The following is an 18,454-nucleotide window of genomic DNA, read 5'->3' on the forward strand; positions in this document are numbered from 1 at the left end:
ACAGAAGATCTCAAATGGGTTCCATAGTCAGATTTTCAATCGAGTCGATCGCTAATTTTCCCATTGATGGCGGAGATCGCCACAGTTCGGGGCGATGCTAAATAGTTTTTGCCAGTGGGATCGCCGCTGCGTCCTTTAAAATTGCGATTGGTGGCATAAACTCCGGTTTCTTCTTTGTCCAAAACCCCCAGTCCGGAATTGATACAAGCCCCACAACCGGACTTGAGCATCTGTGCCCCAGCTCGTTCAAAAATATCCAGATAGCCTAACGATTGGGCTTTTTCCCGAATTTCCACAGAGGCAGGTACGATAAACAAGCTCACACCTGCGGCCAAATGGCGACCTTTTAAAACTGCCGCAGCCTGCGCCAGATCGTAGAGTTTACCGCCCGTACACGAGCCAATAAAGGCTTTGGTAATCGGCACATCTTCTAATTGACTAATCGCTACTACCCGATCTGGTTTCGGGGGGCGTGCAACTTGCGGTTCCAAATCACTGAGATCGAATTGATAAATTCTTTCGTACTCAGCATCAGCATCGCCGATAACCTCTGTAAATGCTTGTGTACTACGGCTGCGCACGTACTCGCGAGTCACGTCATCCGGCACAATCGCACCGCAGATCGCCCCACATTCAACGGCCATATTCGCTAAAGTCAACCGTTCGTCAAATGGTAATTGGGTGAGGATCGACCCGCGAAATTCCATCACCTTACTAGTCGCCCCAGCACAGCCGATTTGCCCCAGGATAAATAGGATGATATCTTTGGCACTAATGTGTTGCGGTAGAGTTCCAGACAGCTCGAAGACGAGAGTTGGGGGCACCCGAATCCACATATCTCCGGTCGCATAAATATTCGCCATATCGGTGGTACCGACCCCAGTCGAAAAGGCTCCCAATGCGCCATAGGTGCAGGTATGGGAATCTGTACCAGCAATCACCATCCCTGGTCGGACAAAGCCTTTTTCCGGCAGGAGCACATGACAAATCCCCGCTGCTTCACCAGGGGAAACCACATCAAATAAGTGGCAGCCTTGAACTTTAGCAAACTCAACCATCTGTTGATGCATGACACTAGCTTGGAGATCGATCCGGATGTCACCAACTTGGATAAAGTGATCGGCTACTAATACGACCCGTTGGGAGTCCCACAATTTTGCATCTGCTCCATAGTGCTGATAAAAGGTCTTGGCGACAGCCCCGGCTACCGCGTCATGAGATAAAGCTAAATCGACAACGGCAAACACCACTTCGCCGGGCTGGACGTAAGCATTACCAGAAGCTTTAGCTAACAGTTTTTCGACTAAAGTCATCGGGCGACTGGCCGTTTTACTGGCCGGAATCGTCACTTTACCCTGACGGCGGAGCTGATTAAAAGACATCAGTCCCCCAGCCGCAGAGATGGCCTCAACGACGGGATTTTCCTGTTTTTCGCCGACAATTTCTAGGGATAGTCCAATATTGATGCTATTGCGATAAAAAATTTCCGCAAACGATCGCGCCCGAATTTTCTTAATGCCCGCAGCTTGGAGGATAATCGGGGCAATTTCTCGACTGGAACCACACCCGAAATTTGCTCCGGCCTCGATCTCCTGATATTGGAGTAGTTCCCCGACCCCAATTACATGTTCTAAAGCATACTGTTTTAATCGATCGAGATCGTCGATCGTCGCCCGATTGGCAGGCATAATATCATCGGTATTGATGTCATCACCTAGATTTAAAACGTTATTTGCGTGACTCATGCAGCACTCCTAATTCAGAATATTGTTCAGTGGTCAGTTCTGCCAGTAATAGGTCAACTAAAGTTTGAGTGTTGACCAAAATCTCGTTGGCTTGGGGTGATAAATCAGCGGTTCGATATCCCTGAGCTAAAACTCGCGCTTGTGCGCTGACGATCCGTTGTGCGGCCTGCTCTTCCCCCCATTGCTGAAGCATCAAAACACAGGCTCCCAGAGTGCCGAGGGGATTAGCAATACCCCGACCAGCGATGTCTGGAGCTGTGCCATGAATCGCTTCATACAAGCCAAATCCATCCGCGTTGAGACTGGCAGATCCGAGTAAACCGATCGAACCAACTAAGCCACCACCAATATCGCTGAGAATATCGCCAAACAGATTTCCCGCCAAAATCACATCAAACCGCAGGGGATTAATTACCATTTGCATGGCTAAGTTATCCACCAGCATTGGTTCGACGACAACGCCAGGAAAATCGGTGGCTTCTGCTTGCACTAACCGAGTCCAGGGTAAATGCGGTAAGGCGTTTTCTTTGTGAGCGACAGTGAGTAATCCTCGCCGCTGTTGGGCTTGCTGTAAAGCCGATCGAGCGATCCGCTGAATCTCTCGATCGCCATAACGCATGGTATGGTAGCCATAATCCCCTTGTTCATCTGTGGCACGCCCAGATGAACCAAAATAAATACCACTGACTAGTTCTCGCACAATCAAAAGATCGAGTCCGCGAACTTTTTCTGGTCGCAGGCTAGATTTAGCCACCAGACTGTCAACCATCCGAATTGGGCGCAGATTGCAAAACAAGTCGAAGTGTTTGCGGAGTTCGAGTAGTCCCCCTTGGCTAACGGCACCAAACACAATTCCATCAGCACCATCGCATAGTTGCGCCGTCGCTGGCGGGAAGTAACTACCAGATTGTGCCAACGCAGGTGCGCCCAGCAAACCATAGTCGATCTGCAAAGTAAATCCTTCGAGTGCCGCGACCTTTTGTAGCATAATTAAAGCAGCTTGCACAACTTCTGGCCCAATCCCTTCACCAGGGATAGCGACGATCCGATACGATCGGTTACGTGAAGACTTCATATTGCGATCTTTCCTATGACGATATGGTGTTGCGTTATTGTAATTGCGACCAAATTCCTTGGCAGCGATCGATAATTAGCCCCTGAAAAATTGATTGTGTTGATGGGTGAATATCTATTTGATAAAGATAGAAAAATCCGGCCAAATGTTTGAGCTTTAGCTCTTTACGGGTCAGTGTTAGTGCTTGGGTGCGATGGAGTTCCACCGCTTGGAGTAAGCCTGGATAACTCAAATTATGCAAGGCCAATTGCCCATTTTTGGTAACATAAATGGCCTCATTTTGAAAAAGATGTTCTAAACTAATCAGACTCGCATAGACATCCACATCTTCCATCCCACCTAACCGATGTGCATCTAAACCAAACCGAATACAAAAATTGACAGCTATCAACTTCCCCGCTTCTTGGGCAGGCAAAATGCTCGCAGCAAACTCAAATCCGAGGCTATCAGCTCGCCATTCCTCAATTCCAGCATAGGTATAGTTTTGAAACAGGTTCTGCTCGATCTTCAAGTTAAATCCTAAACCACTGGCGTGGCCTGCTTCATGAACTTGGGTGTCTATATGGCGATAGCGATCGCTATTAATGTCGTCTTCTAAGGGATCTAACAGTAAGTTGGCTGTTGTTGGTTCAAATATTGCTTGGATGCATTCGCGGCTGGAACCTAAAAAACGTCGTTGCTGCTGGCTCGCATTGTTTAGGGCTGGACCACAAATACTATTCGGAAATAGCCAGCCATTCGGCACGATGAAGGCTTCGCCATTTTCACCGCTGACATTACCGCAACTAGCAATCTCGGTAAAAGACAGATTTCGAGAAATTGGTTGACCTAGCGTTCCAAAATTTTCACGGCTCAGATGCTCTAATTGATCGATCGATGGCTCTTGATTTCCGTGCATTTTTCCGTAAATTGCACTTAAAGCCACATGACCTTGACCTTGTCGATTGATTCGATAAGGTGCGACGATCGAGAAATATCCATTTTTACCAATAAAATCCAGATTGATAAAGCCTTCAGACAGAATACTCCAGTCATTATTTTCTAAAGCATCTGCGGTATGTAGCAGCCAAGCGGGTGGCAGATCGTCAGATGTTTTCGCCTGTTGACGCAGGTTTGCCACAGCAATAGCAATTTCATTTTGCTCGATATTTTGAATTACTTGCTTGGCTAATTTGTGTTCATCTATCAATAAAAATGACATTTTATACCTAAAAACTAGATGTGAAGTTTAATATTTTAATAATCTGAAAGTTTTAAATCGGTTAATCTTGTGATATTTTTTGTTCAATTTGAGTAACAGCTAAATTCTGACCCATTTCAATACCTGGGAATTTTTGTTGTAGTTATAAGTAAAGCCATCCCTACCGACGATCGACTTGCCGAGGCTGGCTTTGCTTCTAACATTGCTAAGTGAATAGTCTGTTAATGCTTGCATTTCTTTATGAGAAAGTCCCTCGATTGAAACTTCTTCTTCTTCTGCTCTACCTGTTACTGGTGGTAGTGGATCTCGATCGGGAACATCATCAATGGCGATCTGCGTATTTTCAGGGAAATTCGTAACTACTACTTCCGCTCCACCTGTTACTGGTGGTAGTGGATCTGCTCGATTAGGAACATCATCGATAGCGATCTGGGTATTTTTAGGAGAATTAGTAACAACTGCTCGGTTTTTTTGCTGTCGATAATCGGCGACAGTCACCAGTTGCCAACTGGAATCTCCGGTAAGTTCCAATACCCAGTGATGATAATTAAATAAACTTTCTCGATGTCCGACGCTAATAAATGTGGTGTGGGTATCTTGCAATTTCTGATACAAATGAGCCTCGTTTGTTAAATCTAAAGCACTAGTTGCTTCATCTAAGATCGTGAACCGAGGATGAGTAACTAACAACCTTGCAAATGCGAGCCGTTGTTGTTCTCCCAGGGATAAGATGTTCTCCCATGGCACTTCCGTATCGAATCCGGCAATTCGATCGAGTAAATTTCCCAGGTTGACTTGGTGTAAAATTGATTGCAGTTCAGCATCGCTGATGGGGCGATTGGTATTGGGATACAGTAACTGTTCGCGTAAAGTGCCTAAGATCAGATAAGGCCGCTGGGGCAAGAACAGGACTTCAGCTAGGGGCGGCCTGACCAACCGACCACTACCAGCAGTCCACAAGCCCGCAATCGCTCTGAGTAGCGAACTTTTGCCGCGACCGCTCGGTCCGACGATTAATAAACCTGCGCCCGGTTGGACTGAAATTGATAAATTTTCAACGATTGTCCGCTCATAGTTGGGTGTTTGTAAGGTGACATCTTCAAACGCCAACCGATTTTCTTCGATCGTTTTAATGGTGCTCACATTTTCGGGCTGCTGGGTGACTGTTTCTAATGCATCCGCAAACTCAGCTAACCGATCGACATAACTAGAAAATTGTCCAGCAGTTCCAAATTCACTAATCAACGTTCCCAAAGCCAGCGCAAACATATTACAAGCAAGAGCGGCTTGTCCGAGTTGCCCAAAATCAATTTCATCGGCAATATATAAAGGTGCGAGGACTAAAAACGGAAAAACTTCAATAATAGCTTGATACCCTCTGGTGAAAAAATCTTTACTTCTTTCCCAACTTATTTTGCGATCGATGTTTGCCAGAAGATGACTAAATCTTCGTTTAATCATCCTAGACTCTTGTTTTTCTCCCTGGAAAAAGGCAATCGATTCAGCATGATTACGAACATGGATTAAGGAGTAATTATAATCAGCTTTGAAGTCAAGCTCCTTTTCTTTGATTTTAGCTAATTCCTGATTTAGGTAAACAGCAATAAAATTGCCTAAGAGCGTGTAAATAATCAGAATCGCGCCAATTTGTTGGGAAATAGACCAAATAATGATCGCAAAAGTTGTCATTTCCAAGATTTTCTCTAGGAAAGTAGCTGAAAAATTCAGAGCATTAGTGGTAACGGGTTCGATTTCTTGCGATAACCGTTGATCTGGATTGTCAATATCTGCTTTGAAGTTGATTTTATAATATGCTCGATCGCTCAAATATTTATCTAAGATATGATTGTTCAACCATTCATACCAATCAAGAGCAATTTGTTTTCTAACAAATTTAGAAAATCCTAAGATAATTGTTACTAATATCAATCCAATAATGTTGATTGACAAGGTTTTAACAAACTTATCATAATCTTTTTCTTGAATGAGCGTATCGACCAGATCGCGACTAATAAAACTATTGAAAGCCGTCGTCCCCACCAGCGCAATTATTAGTACTATCAGTAGCAACAGCATCCCCCACGAACGAATCACGGCGGGAAATACTCTGTCACTTGACTTGGTGGGATACCAATAAGGCTCGGCGATCGCTTTGACACTTGTCCAAAATCGAGCAAAATCTGCAAAAGTATCCCTTGTAACTGAAGCTGGAACAACTTGGGTTTGCATATTTTAGGAATAAACTAAAATGTTTTTAACTTTGCAAACGATATTCGATCGTTTTGCTAAAATCCACATTTAAAAATACTTTTGAGCCTTATCTAATTGGCTCAATCGCTGATGATAGTTTAACTTTCGTCCAGTCAGCAATCATTTTGACTCGTCTTAAGCACGCGTCTGTTCGAGGAGGATAAGACGTCAATGGGTTTGAAGCATCACTGCGCTAAAAAAAATACCCGACCGCGACAAAAGCATGTCGCGCTATCGCTCGAACACCGCATTTTCTCATTACCCCGAACAGTTACTTCAGTCCAAAACTAAATTATTCTTCCACAATTTCAACTGTTCTTGGTTGTCCAGATGCTTCACTGCCAGTACTAACCTCTGGACTAAGTTGATTTGTCAACTTGAGTTTTAGTTCATCAGAAATGGGTAAATCTTTAATTTCTTTGAGGAGCAATCGCACCGATTCTTTTTTGCTGCGTTCTGTATAAATAGCCTTGAGGATAGCTTCGATCCCATAGCTGGAAACAGCATCGCCGGCAACCGTTATCAGCCCCAGTAAACCAATCCCACCCAAAATACCAAAAGGTCCACCCATCGCTGTAAGCGCGGCAACAATCGCAACATTACTACCTGCCGATGAGACTGCTAGAATTACGAGAATGATGCCAGGAAGACCCAGTCCAGCTAGTTTTGTGGCAATTTGATCTAATGTCATTAGTCTAAAATCCTGATACTTGTTGGTTGCAATTCGATCGAGTAAGGAGATTGATTTCGCTTTTCCTCAAGTAGAGAGCTTTCGATTGTCTAAGTTCTAATTGAGATATCCGAATCTTGCGTTTAATATCTACATAAGATCATAATAACCGATTTTTTACTAATAACTCACTAGATGTAACTAGATAGTAAAACAATTTATGCGACAGAAACCTTTCGCTGATTAAACTTCAAGTATTTCTGGCATTACAAATATTCGAGCAAATAATTAAAGATTTGTTTCAAAATTAAGTATGCTCGATCCTCATCATGTGGTTTGTTATACTAACTTCCCGACTTTCTAAAACATTAGGCTGATGCTAATAAATTCCTTGTCGAGCGTAAAATTTCATAAAATAGTACATTTGATTTGATGATTAATATCGAGTGAGAAAAATGCAAAAGATTTTCAACTTCCTGTTTGAGATCGGACTAATTGAAGTTCCAGCAACGGGACTATCCGATTCGGAAAATTGAAATTGGACATCTTTATATCAAAATCGGAGTTTAATCAGCACGCAAGTTTCGATTGCGGACTTGGCGGTTTAACGGACAGGCGGGAAGTCCCGTGCTCTATCCGTAGGATGAGAGTCAGGTAGTTCACACACTCAACTGGTTAACCGCAGGGATCTGTTTAGATCAGTGTTACGCCACCATCTACAGGCAAAATCACCCCAGTGAGATAGGGATTGGTCATCAAACCTAATACTGCTTGCGCTAGTTCGGCTGGTTGCCCGAGATGTTGGACGGGGAGGGCACTCTGTGCCCACTTGGTCAGATCCGATCGTTCGGACTCAGTTTGATTGCTCCAGATGCTAGTATCTGCCAGCAATCCAGCCGCAATGACATTGACTCGAATTGGCGCAATCTCTAACGCCAGCGATCGACCAAACACAGCAACCGCCGCATTGGCAGCGGCGATGGCCGAAATCCCCCCTAGTTTTGAGGATTTGAAAATCGAGACACTGGAGATGAGGGTAATCGAGCCATTAGGGGCGATCCCGTTGAGTGCAGCGCGGACAGCAAAGAACGTACTCCAGAATTTTGACATTGCACCTTGAGCCGTTGCGGTGGTCATCTCTGCTAGGAGCGATCGGGGCAGGTTGCGATCGCCCATTGAGGTGACGACCAAATGGTCGAACTTGCCGATCTGTTCAAAACAAGTATGGACTGAATCCTCATCCCCAATATCGACGGTTTGGGACTCAATCTCGCCAGCGAGTGACTCGATCGCCTGCGGCAATTTTGCGGGATCTGAGTGAGTCAGTACAACTTTTGCGCCTACTGCGACTAGTTGCTGGGCGATTGCCAGATCCAGACCTGAGCTGGTGCCGATTACTACTACTTTTTGCCCTGATAGCGAGTTAAACATAATTTTGACCGATCGATTAAAGTGATTTTTGAGCTGAAACCAACACATAGTCGATCGACGAACTAGCTAGTAAGGCATCGATAGCACCGACATTTAGCTCGTAGGTGGCTCGATCGATTTGTCCGGTTTGCAATTCCGCTTCGATCGAGGATTTGAGATCTCGATAGTGTGTTTTCCAGCACGCCTCGGTGGTCTCAATGCAGTTTACTTGAGCAAATCCGGCTTGGTGATACAGACTTTTATACGTTTCGATATCTTGGTCGCGAATAATATTTTCAGCAACAATCAAATCGCCAAAATATTGCGTTGTTTCAAAAATCAGGTCGGCCAGGATTATTCGGCCACCTGGTTTTAAGACCCGTGCGGCCTCTTTGAGGAATTTTGCTCTAGTATCAAAGTAAAAGGCTGCCTCCACGCAGATAATACGATCGAATTGACAATCTGCAAATGTCATCTCGACTGCATCCATGCACATCAACTCACAGCCCGGTGCATTAATCATACTTCTAGCAATTTGCTCAGGAGAGATATTAATACCCACCACATCCGCCGGTGCGTAATATTTAAGCAGATAACTGGTGGTTGCACCCAAACCGCAGCCAACATCAAGGATCTTGCCCTGCTTGTCGGGAATCAAGTCTAAAAGTTTTTGCATCAAATTCAGACTGGCTTCCGCTTGGGTGTGAGTATCCGAGTCCCAATAGCCAACATTGAAAAATTCCTGTTGACCGTAATATTTTCTAGTTGTCGGGTTGAAAATTAAACTGTCAAATATATCAATAAATTGATGTTTATCCATCTTTTAAGTACCACGATTGATGTTTGCTCGCGATCGCTGGAGGCAATCTGTCAAGGTTGCGGCTAACACCTGAACGTGGGGTTCTGCCATAATTGTGACATGGTTGCCGAGGACGAACTGAATCTCTACTGGTTCGGTCGAAAACTCGCCCCAGCCCAGATCTGAATCTGCGGGCTGCCGCGCAACTAAGTCACTATTTGGATCTGCTGGTAGCTGTTCGTTCGCACGGATCAGGGTAATTTTAGCTGGATAAATCTGGTTGGCGACATAATCAACTAGCGATAGCGTGTTGGCTTTATAAACTTGCACCATCTTGTTAATTTGCGTAATATCAGCATCAGGAGGCAGAATATTCACAGTTTTGAAATACGTTAAAACGGATTGCATTTGTGCCTCGATCGGCAAAGATTGGAGCGTATTATAGGAAATATCCAGATTCTTTTCTAGATAAACTTCCATGCCTTTGCTGACCTCTTTCAGCCACATGGCATCATCCCAATCCAGATAATCAACCAATAATTGTTTATCTTGATAAGTTGTTGCCGAGGCATCAATTACGACCAGTAGTGCCACCACTTGCCCCTGTTGCACTAGTTGCTGTGCCATCTCAAAGGCGATATTACCGCCATAAGAATGTCCGCCCAAATAATAAGGGCCTTGGGGCTGAACTGTTTGCATTGCTTGAATGTAATTCCGAGCCATATCTTCAATGCAGGTGACAGGCGGCAAGTCACCGCCGGGATCGTTTTGAAAGCTATATAAGGGTTGTTCTGCGCCTAAATAACGCCCTAAATGATAGAAGTAAAAAGGTCTGCCCCCAGCACCTGGGAGACAGAAGAACGGTAGTTTGGAACCGTGAGGCTGAATTGGCACAAAACAAGATGAACTAGCATAACTTGAGTCTTGCTGGAGAATTATTGCTAATTGTTCGATGGTTGGATTTTGGAACAGAGCCACAATCGGTAGATCTTTAGTAAATTGCTGTTTAATTTCAGCCATTAAGTAGGGAGCTAACAAGGAATGTCCGCCCAGATCGAAAAAGTTGTCGGTTACGCCCACTTTGTCAACCTTCAGAATATGCGACCAGATTTGGACTAGTTGCAATTCTAATTGGTTGCGAGGTTCGACGAATGTATTCGCATCGAGGTTGTAAGTAGGGGCTGTTAAAGCGCGGCGATCTACTTTGCCATTTGGAGTTAGTGGCAAGGATGGGAGGATTGAAAAAGCCTTGGGCACCATGTATCCCGGCAGTTTATCGACCAGAAACTGCCGGATTCCTGTGGCGGTAGGTGTTGTTCCTGACTGGGGCACGAAATAGGCGACTAACTGCTTCTCGCCGGGGATATCCTCGCGGGCAATTACACAAGCGGTTTGGACATCGGGATGTTGGCTGAGTACGGCTTCAATTTCGCCTAATTCGATCCGAAAGCCGCGAATTTTGACTTGATTGTCGATACGTCCTAAGTATTCGATATTGCCATCAGGTAGATAGCGAGCTAAGTCTCCAGTTTTGTAGAGGCGGGAATTTGGATTGCTACTAACCGGATTGGGAATAAATTGCTGTTGGGTTAATTCGGCTCGATTGAGATAGCCGCGTGCCAATCCGTCACCACCAATATGCAATTCTCCTGGCATCCCCACCGCCACTGGTTGTAGATAGCGGTCTAAGATATAGACCTGGGTATTGGCGATCGGACGACCAATCGGAATTGAGGCGATCTCTGGCTTCAGTTGGTGCGGGATCGGGTAACAACAAGCAAAAGTGGTGCTTTCAGTTGGGCCATAACCGTTAATAATTTGGGTAGATGGCAGGCTGTGTAAAGCTCTGCGAACGTGAGCGACTGAGAGTGCTTCGCCACCAATCAGGAGCTGTTGAATTCCTGATAATGCTTGTGAGTCATTATCGACGATCGAGTTAAATAAAGCCGCCGTCAGCCAGAGAGTGGTAATCCCATGTTTGTGGATTTCATCACTCAGCGTTTTCGCTGTGGGCATCGTGCCGGGAAACAGAATGCATCTGGCACCATGTAATAAAGCTCCCCAAATCTCGAAGGTGGCAGCATCAAACGCAATTGGGGCTAGTTGGAGCAATCTTTGGCTGGCATCTAGCCGAACGTAGTCTACGCCCATCACCAACCGATTGACACCACGGTGCGTAATTTCCACCCCTTTGGGTTGACCTGTCGAACCAGAGGTATAGATCGCATAAGCTAAATTAGTAGCCCCGACCTTAGCGAGCGGATTGGTCGGAATCGATCGCGCGATCGATTGCCAGTCAGTATCTAAACAAATAAGCTGCGCTCGATCTGCGGGCAGTTTGTGAATGAGTCGTTGTTGCGTCAGCAGTACGGATATGCGCGCATCATCGAGCATGAATTGTAAACGTTCGGCGGGATACTCTGGATCGAGTGGGACATAGGCTCCACCGGCTTTAAGAATCCCTAATAGTCCGACGATCGTGTCGATCGATCTTTCTACACAAATCCCGACTAGCACATCGGCACCGACATCTAAGGAAATTAAGTGGTGCGCTAACTGATTGGCACGCGTATTCAACTCCTGGTAAGTCAGTTGTTGACTCTCAAATATGACCGCTACTGCTGCTGGGCTGCGTTCTACCTGCTCTTCAAATAACTGATGGATGCATTTATCGTCAGGATAGTTTGTTTGAGTATCGTTCCACTCGATCGCTAATTGATGAAACTGGGCAGGGCTGAGTAGTGGTAATTTCGCAATTGGCAGTTCTGGATTTGCCACAATTGCGTTGACTAGCGTGTGAAAATGTGCGCCGATGCGCTTAATGGTGGTTGGCTCGAACAGATCGGTATTATATGCCCACACGCCTTCTAAGCCAGCGGCAGTTTCCCAGTAGTTGACTTCTAGGTCGAATCTGACGGTGATGTCGAGTGGGAGCGGCAGACTCTGAATCGTTAACCCTGACAAATCAGCCGCTGATTGGGGGGCATTCTGGAGCGAAAACATCACTTGCACCAGGGGATTTCGACTCAAATCTCGGTCTGGTTGTAACTTTTCGACCAACATCTCAAAGGGCAAATCTTGGTGAGCGTAGGCGGACAAGGTAGTTTGTCGCACTTGCGCCAGCAAGTCTCGAAAGCTAGGGTTGCCAGCCAGATTGCCCCTTAAGGCTAGGGTATTGGCAAAAAATCCCATGAGCTGTTCGATCGCGGCATTGTTGCGATTGGCGATCGGTGTCCCCACAACTATATCCGTCTGACCAGTGTACCGTGAAATTAAAACCAAAAAAGCGGCCAGCAGCGTCATGAATAGAGTTGCCGCTGAGTCTTGGCTTAACTGCTTGAGGCGGTGCGTCAGATCGAGATCGAGTTGAAAGCATTCAGCCCCACCTGCGAAGGTCTGAATGGGGCTACGCGGTCGATCTGTCGGTAATTCGAGCGTGGGCGGGACTCCCGCTAACTGTTGCTGCCAGTAATTGAGTTGTCGATCGAGCACTACACCTGTGAGCCATTGCCGCTGCCAGACGGCAAAGTCGGCATACTGAATCGGTAATTCCGTCAGCGGCGAAGGCAAACCTTGAGCAAAAGCGGCATATAGTTGAGATAATTCCCGGAAAAAGATGCTCAAAGACCAGCCATCATAAATAATATGATGCATCTTTAATAGCAACACATACTGGCGATCGCTCAGTTTGAGCATGGTGAATTGAATTAATGGACCGACAGCTAGATCGAAGGGTTGAGCTGCTTGGGCGATCGCCATTTGTCGCAGCCGATCAGTTTGCACTTCAATCGTTAAATCCTGGAAGTTATGGATGGGTAAAGTTACAGAAGTAGGCGGTACAATTAGTTGAATTGGTCGTCCATCGACGATGGGAAAAGTAGTTCTTAAAATCTCATGACGGCGCAGCAGTTCGCTCAGGCTCTGCTCCAATGCCACTAGATTGGGAGAACCGTCCAATCGCAGTGCCTCCAGCAGATTATACGCCGGACTATCTGGCGAGATTTGGTTGACAAACCAGAGTCGTTGTTGGGCAAAAGAAAGCGGTAAATCTGCTGTGCGGGCGGCGGGCGAAATGACTAGTTCCAGCGAATTAGTAGCAACTTTTGCTCCGGCTAATAAGGCGATGATGTCAGGCTTTCTCGTCCCGATTTCTTGCTTGATTTCTGGAGTCATCGCTCCCTTGGGAGCTTGATAACGGAGCTTGTCTTCCGCCAGCCAAAGCTTGATATCTAAGCTATTTAAGTACCCCAAGAATTCTAATGTTTTCACCTGGTGATTATCTCCGAAAATTGATGTTCGATCGTGTCTAGAGCTTCGACTTATCTGCTGGGTTAACCCATTCGATCGCCTGCCAATTTAGCTAGTTAACAAAGCACATAATTCATCAATTTCCCGACTTTTTTCTCGAATCATCACATTTGCTAAAGCTTGCAACTGCCGGAGCTGACTTGGCTTAGTACTATCGATCGCTTCGAGTTCGCTGGTTAAAGATGTTTGAAACCGATAATAATTAGTTCGATCGTCCTGACGAATAGCATCAAATAACCGTTCTAGTTCTCCAGCTACTACTTCACTCCCACCATCGATCGCGATATTTAGTAGCGGTTTTGTCCATTGTAATTGTCCCCATTTTTGCACTTCTTGATAAGGATAGACACTCGTGAGGGCACCACAGCCAAAAGACACTAACAAGATATCTTCGAGATTGAGAACTTGTTGCTGTGCTCGGCTACTAATTTGGGCTTCTAAAATTGCTAAATTAGCCGGATTATTAGCGACTAAGCCGCCATCAATTAATGTGTAGGATTGGTTGACATCGGCATTAACAAAGCGATGTGGGGAGAAATAAGTCGGAGTGGCACTAGTGGCTAATGCTGCATCAGCTAGTGAAAAACCTCGACATAACTTGCGAAACTTTTTCGATTCTAGCTGTTGTTTTTCCGGTTTGTTAGTAAAGAAGATCGGGATGCGTCGATCGAGATCGTAACTCGTAATCAGAACTTCTTTGAGGTTATGTTCTAACAGCGTATCGCCAAAATACTGGTGGATAATTTCCGATCTCCCATCAGCAGCATATTTTGGTTGCATAAATATATCCTCGACTCGTCCGAGGATTTGCTCCCAAAATGGCTCGTAAAATATCTCCGCCCCATACTCTAAGTAGATTTGCATGAGTTCTTCAGCACTGTACTGAGCGACGGGAGCACTGGATTCCGGTACATCCAATCGCGGTTTCGTCAATCCGAGTGCGAGAATGCCACCACTCGAACTACCAGCAATTAAATCGAACAGACTAAAAATCTGTGTTTGGGTGCGCCGTTCGATTTCAGCCAGAATCATGGCAGGGACGATCCCTCGCACCCCACCGCCATCAATACTCAGGATTTTATATTTAGGCTGAGATGCGGTATTCATGGCGTTGTTCGGCTCCTGTCGTTCGGCTATTTGGACTGCTGCTGGCTGGTGAATATTCTCGACGATTGGATCTGCGCTAATTTGAGTGGTTGCGGCGATCTCTAGCTGTGTAACACTAACTGTCTCGCCTTCCTCCGATGATTGCCAAATTGGAAAGGGCACTGGTGCCAAAACCCATTGTGGATTGCCATGTACAGTGCCGTTGTAGGGCTGTGCGCTGGAGTCTTGGACGATCGTTCCTCGACCTTCATTGAGCTTCCAGTAGGCTACTAATCCTGGCTCTGTGCCGACGAGTGGACTAGCGCGATGTGCTTGAATTTCGGTCTGGGTACAGGGGTAATTCCAGACGCTAATATTTGCCAACTGTCCCGTGAAGTAGACCTGATTGTGTAAAGTTGCCCCTAGAGTGAGTGGACTCGTTGCTTTATTTAAAGATTGACCTGTCAAAGCACCCGTATATTCCTGCTCATCCAGATAGATATGCAGTTGACCGACATCAAAAATAATGGCAAAGAAGTGCCATTGCCCGATGGTTAATTCGCCATTCCCAAAGGTTTGAATTACATCATCAGTATTTGTATCAATATATACATTGAGCTTTCCTTCTGGATCGATCCCGAATTCAAAATTATCACTGTATCGGTCTGACGATCGAGCGAAAAAAACATTGTGCGTTCCATACGTAGTTGACTTGTCTATGAGTTGATGAGGATTCACCCATCCTGAAACTGTAAAGGCGGAACTCCCCTTTGCAAAGACACCACCAAGATAATTTTTGCCAAAATCTATATAGTCATCTCGACCATCAAATGTCAGGACTGGCTGAGTATTTACTTGATTTGTCACAATATTTAAATCTCTAAGTCAGATTAATCTCTAGAGCGGAATATAACTTGGATAATGCAATTTTGTTAGATCGGCAATGGGCAAAGTTGGGAGATCGAGAGAACTGGAAGTGCGTGCATTCCTTTTTCCGTAAAGGTTTTCGCTTAAATATTAAGAGTTTTGTATTTCCTGTTATACCTTAATTTGCCAAATTGCTGGACGATTATCTCACTCGATTGAGTTGATACTACTATACCGTCGATTTGTGTTATTGTACCATTAAGCAGATTTAAATCAGAGCATTGTTCAAGACGGAAATCTTGAAAAGTATAATTAACTACTGAGTATCAGTCAAATGACTACTCAAGATTTTGGATCTAAATTTTTTGTGGAGATCTAAAAAAATAATCTTTGATTACTGAATAAAAGACCGAAATGAATGCAGGGATAATATCATGAAAAAACAGCAGGGTGCAACAATCTGGTTAACTGGTTTGAGTGGTGCTGGAAAAAGCACAATCTGTAAATTTCTGGAGGCAGAACTGAGATCGAGAGCATATCAAGTTGAGGTACTCGACGGTGATATGGTGCGCCAGAACTTAAGCAAAGGATTGACTTTTAGCAAGGAGGATCGAGACGAAAATATTCGGCGGATTGGTTTTGTCGCGCATCTTTTGACTAGAAACAATATAATCGTACTGGTTGCGGCAATTTCACCATACCAAGCAGCTCGCGCCGAAGTCAAAGCCCGAATTGGTGATTTTATTGAAGTGTACGTCAATGCCTCATTGGCAGTTTGCGAGCAGCGAGATGTCAAGGGTTTGTATAAGAGAGCTAGAGCTGGTGAAATTAAACACTTCACAGGGATTGATGATTTGTATGAAAGCCCGCTTGCTCCTGACGTGGAATGTCAAACAGATCGGGAGACTATTGCCGAAAGTGTCGATAAAATTTTGAGTAAATTGGCGGAATTAGGATATATCGATCGCCGAGTTGCACTAATCACCACACCGTCTTAGCAACTGAGATCGTCTATTGCTATCATCGTCTCAGGTTTGTCGAAGATCGATTGCCACTTATGCCGATCAACAAATACTAAAGTAATATGGTACATCAGAAAATTGCGATCGCTGCTACATTTACGAGTGAATTAGTTGAGGATTTTCTATCATACTGGCTCGAACAATTAGGCATTACCGATCGAATTGAGTTTGCCCCTTACAATCAGATTTTTCAAGAATTACTCAATCCCACCAGTCTATTTGCCCAGAATCAACATGGAATTAATCTGATTCTCCTGAGATTGGAAGATTGGGAGCGCAACAATCAGCGGTTAACATTAAAAGTTGATCGCGTTGAGGATATTTTGGGCAATAGCGAACGCCACACTTTACCCAATCACTTAGAAATTGCGCATCTAAACCAATATGAAACCGAGTATTTGTACCAGGAGATTTTTGGCGATCGCGTTTATTTAAGACACGGAATTGTTTTCAACGAGGATGATTGCATTATCGATGTTGGGGCGAATATTGGGTTGTTTACGTTGTTTGCCCAACAACAATGTCCCCAGGGCAAAATTTATGCATTTGAGCCGGCACCTCATGCCTTTGAAAAGTTAGAAATTAATGCCAAACTCTATTGTCAGAATGTCCAGCTATTTAACTGTGGGTTAGGGGCAGAGAATCAAAAAGCTACCTTTACTTTCTATCCGCGCTCGTCAGTATTTTCAAGTTTTGCTGCTGATACAGAACAAGATGAAAAAGCAATTCGATCGGTTATCTTAAACATATTGCGTCGCGATGATACTCTTGATGAAGAAACTTTAGAGACGTTAGCTGATGAATTTCTAAAAGATCGACTCGATCGCCAAATTTATCAAGCCCAATTGCGAAGTCTTTCAGAAATTATTGAAGAATATCAGATCGAACGCATCGATTTACTGAAGCTCGATGCCGAGAAAAGTGAATTAGCAATTATTCAGGGCATTAAAGAACATCACTGGGCACTGATTAAACAAATAGTCATAGAAGTGCATGACCAAGAGGGTAGCACGATTGCAGCAGTGATGGAATTGCTGACAGCTAAAGGGTTTGAATTTGTGATTGATGAGGAATCTTTACTTCAAGGTTCGGGACTATATAATATCTATGCAATTCGTCCACATCAACAAAATAGTCCCAAATCTTCCTTCGTCACAGTCAGTACATCCCAAATTGAGCAGAATATTCGAGACTTAGGGAGTGCGTTAAGAACTGCGGTAGCTCGCTCGGCAAATCTCCATTTAGTCTCGATTTGCCCCCCTGCTCCTCGTGTTAGTAATGGGGGATTCGATCGAGAGCGTCACCAGCAACTGGAAGAACTTTTAGCGACTGAACTTGATGGCATTAATGGAGTGTACTTAGTTAAAAGTACAGAGTTAGCCAGTGTTTATCCAGTCGAAAATTACTACGATGCTTATGGGGATGAATTTGGACATATTCCCTATACGCCAGAATTTTTTGGTGGATTAGGCACGATGTTAGCACGGAAGATCTGTGCTTTAAAAAGTGCTCCTTATAAGGTAATTGTACTCGATTGTGACAATACGCTCTGGAGTGGTGTCTGTGGTGAAGATGGCATAGCCGGAGTAAACATCTCATCACCTTATCGAGCGTTGCAAGCTTTTATAATTGCTCAACAGCAAGCCGGAAAGTTGATTTGTCTGTGCAGTAAGAATCAGCCAGAGGATGTGTTTGCGATTTTTGATGAACATCAAGACATGTTACTGACTCGCGAACATTTAGTCAGTTCGTGTATTAATTGGCAACCTAAGTCGGTGAATCTCAAGGTGTTAGCTGCGGAATTGCAACTGAGTTTAGATAGCTTTATTTTTATTGATGACAATCCAGTTGAGTGTGCCGAAGTCCGGGCAAATTGCCCAGAAGTTTTGACGCTGCAACTTCCAGCAGAATGCGATCGTATCCCTCAATTCTTAGAACATGTTTGGGCATTCGATCGACTCTATGTTACTCAAGAGGATCGACAGCGAACTGAATTATATCAGCAGAATGTGTACCGCCAG

11 protein-coding genes are annotated in these 18,454 nt (G+C 44.8%); 2 read left to right on the top strand and 9 right to left on the bottom strand.

Annotation, left to right across the window (positions count from 1 at the left end):
• Positions 1–35: 35 nt before the first annotated feature.
• From RMO27_RS13255 to RMO27_RS13295, 9 genes are all read right to left on the bottom strand, one after another.
• Complete coding sequence (locus tag RMO27_RS13255) at positions 36–1,745, bottom strand: aconitase/3-isopropylmalate dehydratase large subunit family protein (RefSeq protein WP_309733215.1); 1,710 nt, start codon at positions 1,743–1,745, stop codon at positions 36–38.
• Entirely contained in the window at positions 1,729–2,820 is a 1,092-nt protein-coding gene (locus tag RMO27_RS13260) for a 3-isopropylmalate dehydrogenase (RefSeq protein WP_309733217.1), read from the bottom strand. The genes RMO27_RS13255 and RMO27_RS13260 overlap by 17 nt, the downstream gene beginning before the upstream one ends.
• A gap of 34 nt (positions 2,821–2,854) precedes the next feature.
• On the bottom strand, positions 2,855–4,021 hold the full coding sequence (locus RMO27_RS13265) for a DUF6014 family protein (RefSeq protein ID WP_309733219.1): 1,167 nt from the start codon (positions 4,019–4,021) through the stop codon (positions 2,855–2,857).
• 99 nt (positions 4,022–4,120) lie between these two features.
• On the bottom strand, positions 4,121–6,250 hold the full coding sequence (locus RMO27_RS13270; protein ID WP_309733222.1) for an ATP-binding cassette domain-containing protein: 2,130 nt from the start codon (positions 6,248–6,250) through the stop codon (positions 4,121–4,123).
• A gap of 313 nt (positions 6,251–6,563) precedes the next feature.
• Positions 6,564–6,962, bottom strand: a complete 399-nt coding sequence (locus tag RMO27_RS13275; RefSeq protein WP_309733223.1) for a hypothetical protein — start codon at positions 6,960–6,962, stop codon at positions 6,564–6,566.
• 672 nt (positions 6,963–7,634) lie between these two features.
• Positions 7,635–8,372, bottom strand: coding sequence for an SDR family oxidoreductase (locus RMO27_RS13280; protein WP_309733224.1), 738 nt, complete (start codon positions 8,370–8,372; stop codon positions 7,635–7,637).
• Positions 8,373–8,388: 16 nt separating this feature from the next.
• Positions 8,389–9,171 carry a class I SAM-dependent methyltransferase gene (locus RMO27_RS13285; RefSeq protein WP_309733226.1) on the bottom strand — a complete coding sequence of 261 codons (783 nt, stop codon included), beginning with the start codon at positions 9,169–9,171 and terminating at the stop codon, positions 8,389–8,391.
• A gap of 3 nt (positions 9,172–9,174) precedes the next feature.
• Positions 9,175–13,419 carry an amino acid adenylation domain-containing protein gene (locus RMO27_RS13290; protein ID WP_309733228.1) on the bottom strand — a complete coding sequence of 1,415 codons (4,245 nt, stop codon included), beginning with the start codon at positions 13,417–13,419 and terminating at the stop codon, positions 9,175–9,177.
• An 87-nt stretch (positions 13,420–13,506) separates the two neighbouring features.
• Positions 13,507–15,411: a patatin-like phospholipase family protein gene (locus RMO27_RS13295; protein ID WP_309733230.1), complete on the bottom strand. Its 1,905-nt coding sequence runs from the start codon at positions 15,409–15,411 to the stop codon at positions 13,507–13,509.
• 434 nt (positions 15,412–15,845) lie between these two features.
• Between RMO27_RS13295 and cysC the strand changes: the two genes are divergently transcribed.
• On the top strand, positions 15,846–16,409 hold the full coding sequence (gene cysC / locus RMO27_RS13300) for an adenylyl-sulfate kinase (protein WP_309733232.1): 564 nt from the start codon (positions 15,846–15,848) through the stop codon (positions 16,407–16,409).
• Between the two features lie 86 nt (positions 16,410–16,495).
• Positions 16,496–18,454, top strand: a 1,959-nt coding sequence (locus RMO27_RS13305; protein WP_309733234.1) for an FkbM family methyltransferase, incomplete at its 3' end; no start/stop codon positions are given.

The sequence above is a fragment of the Chamaesiphon sp. OTE_75_metabat_556 genome (assembly GCF_031378165.1).
In the GTDB taxonomy this organism is placed as follows: domain Bacteria; phylum Cyanobacteriota; class Cyanobacteriia; order Cyanobacteriales; family Chamaesiphonaceae; genus Chamaesiphon.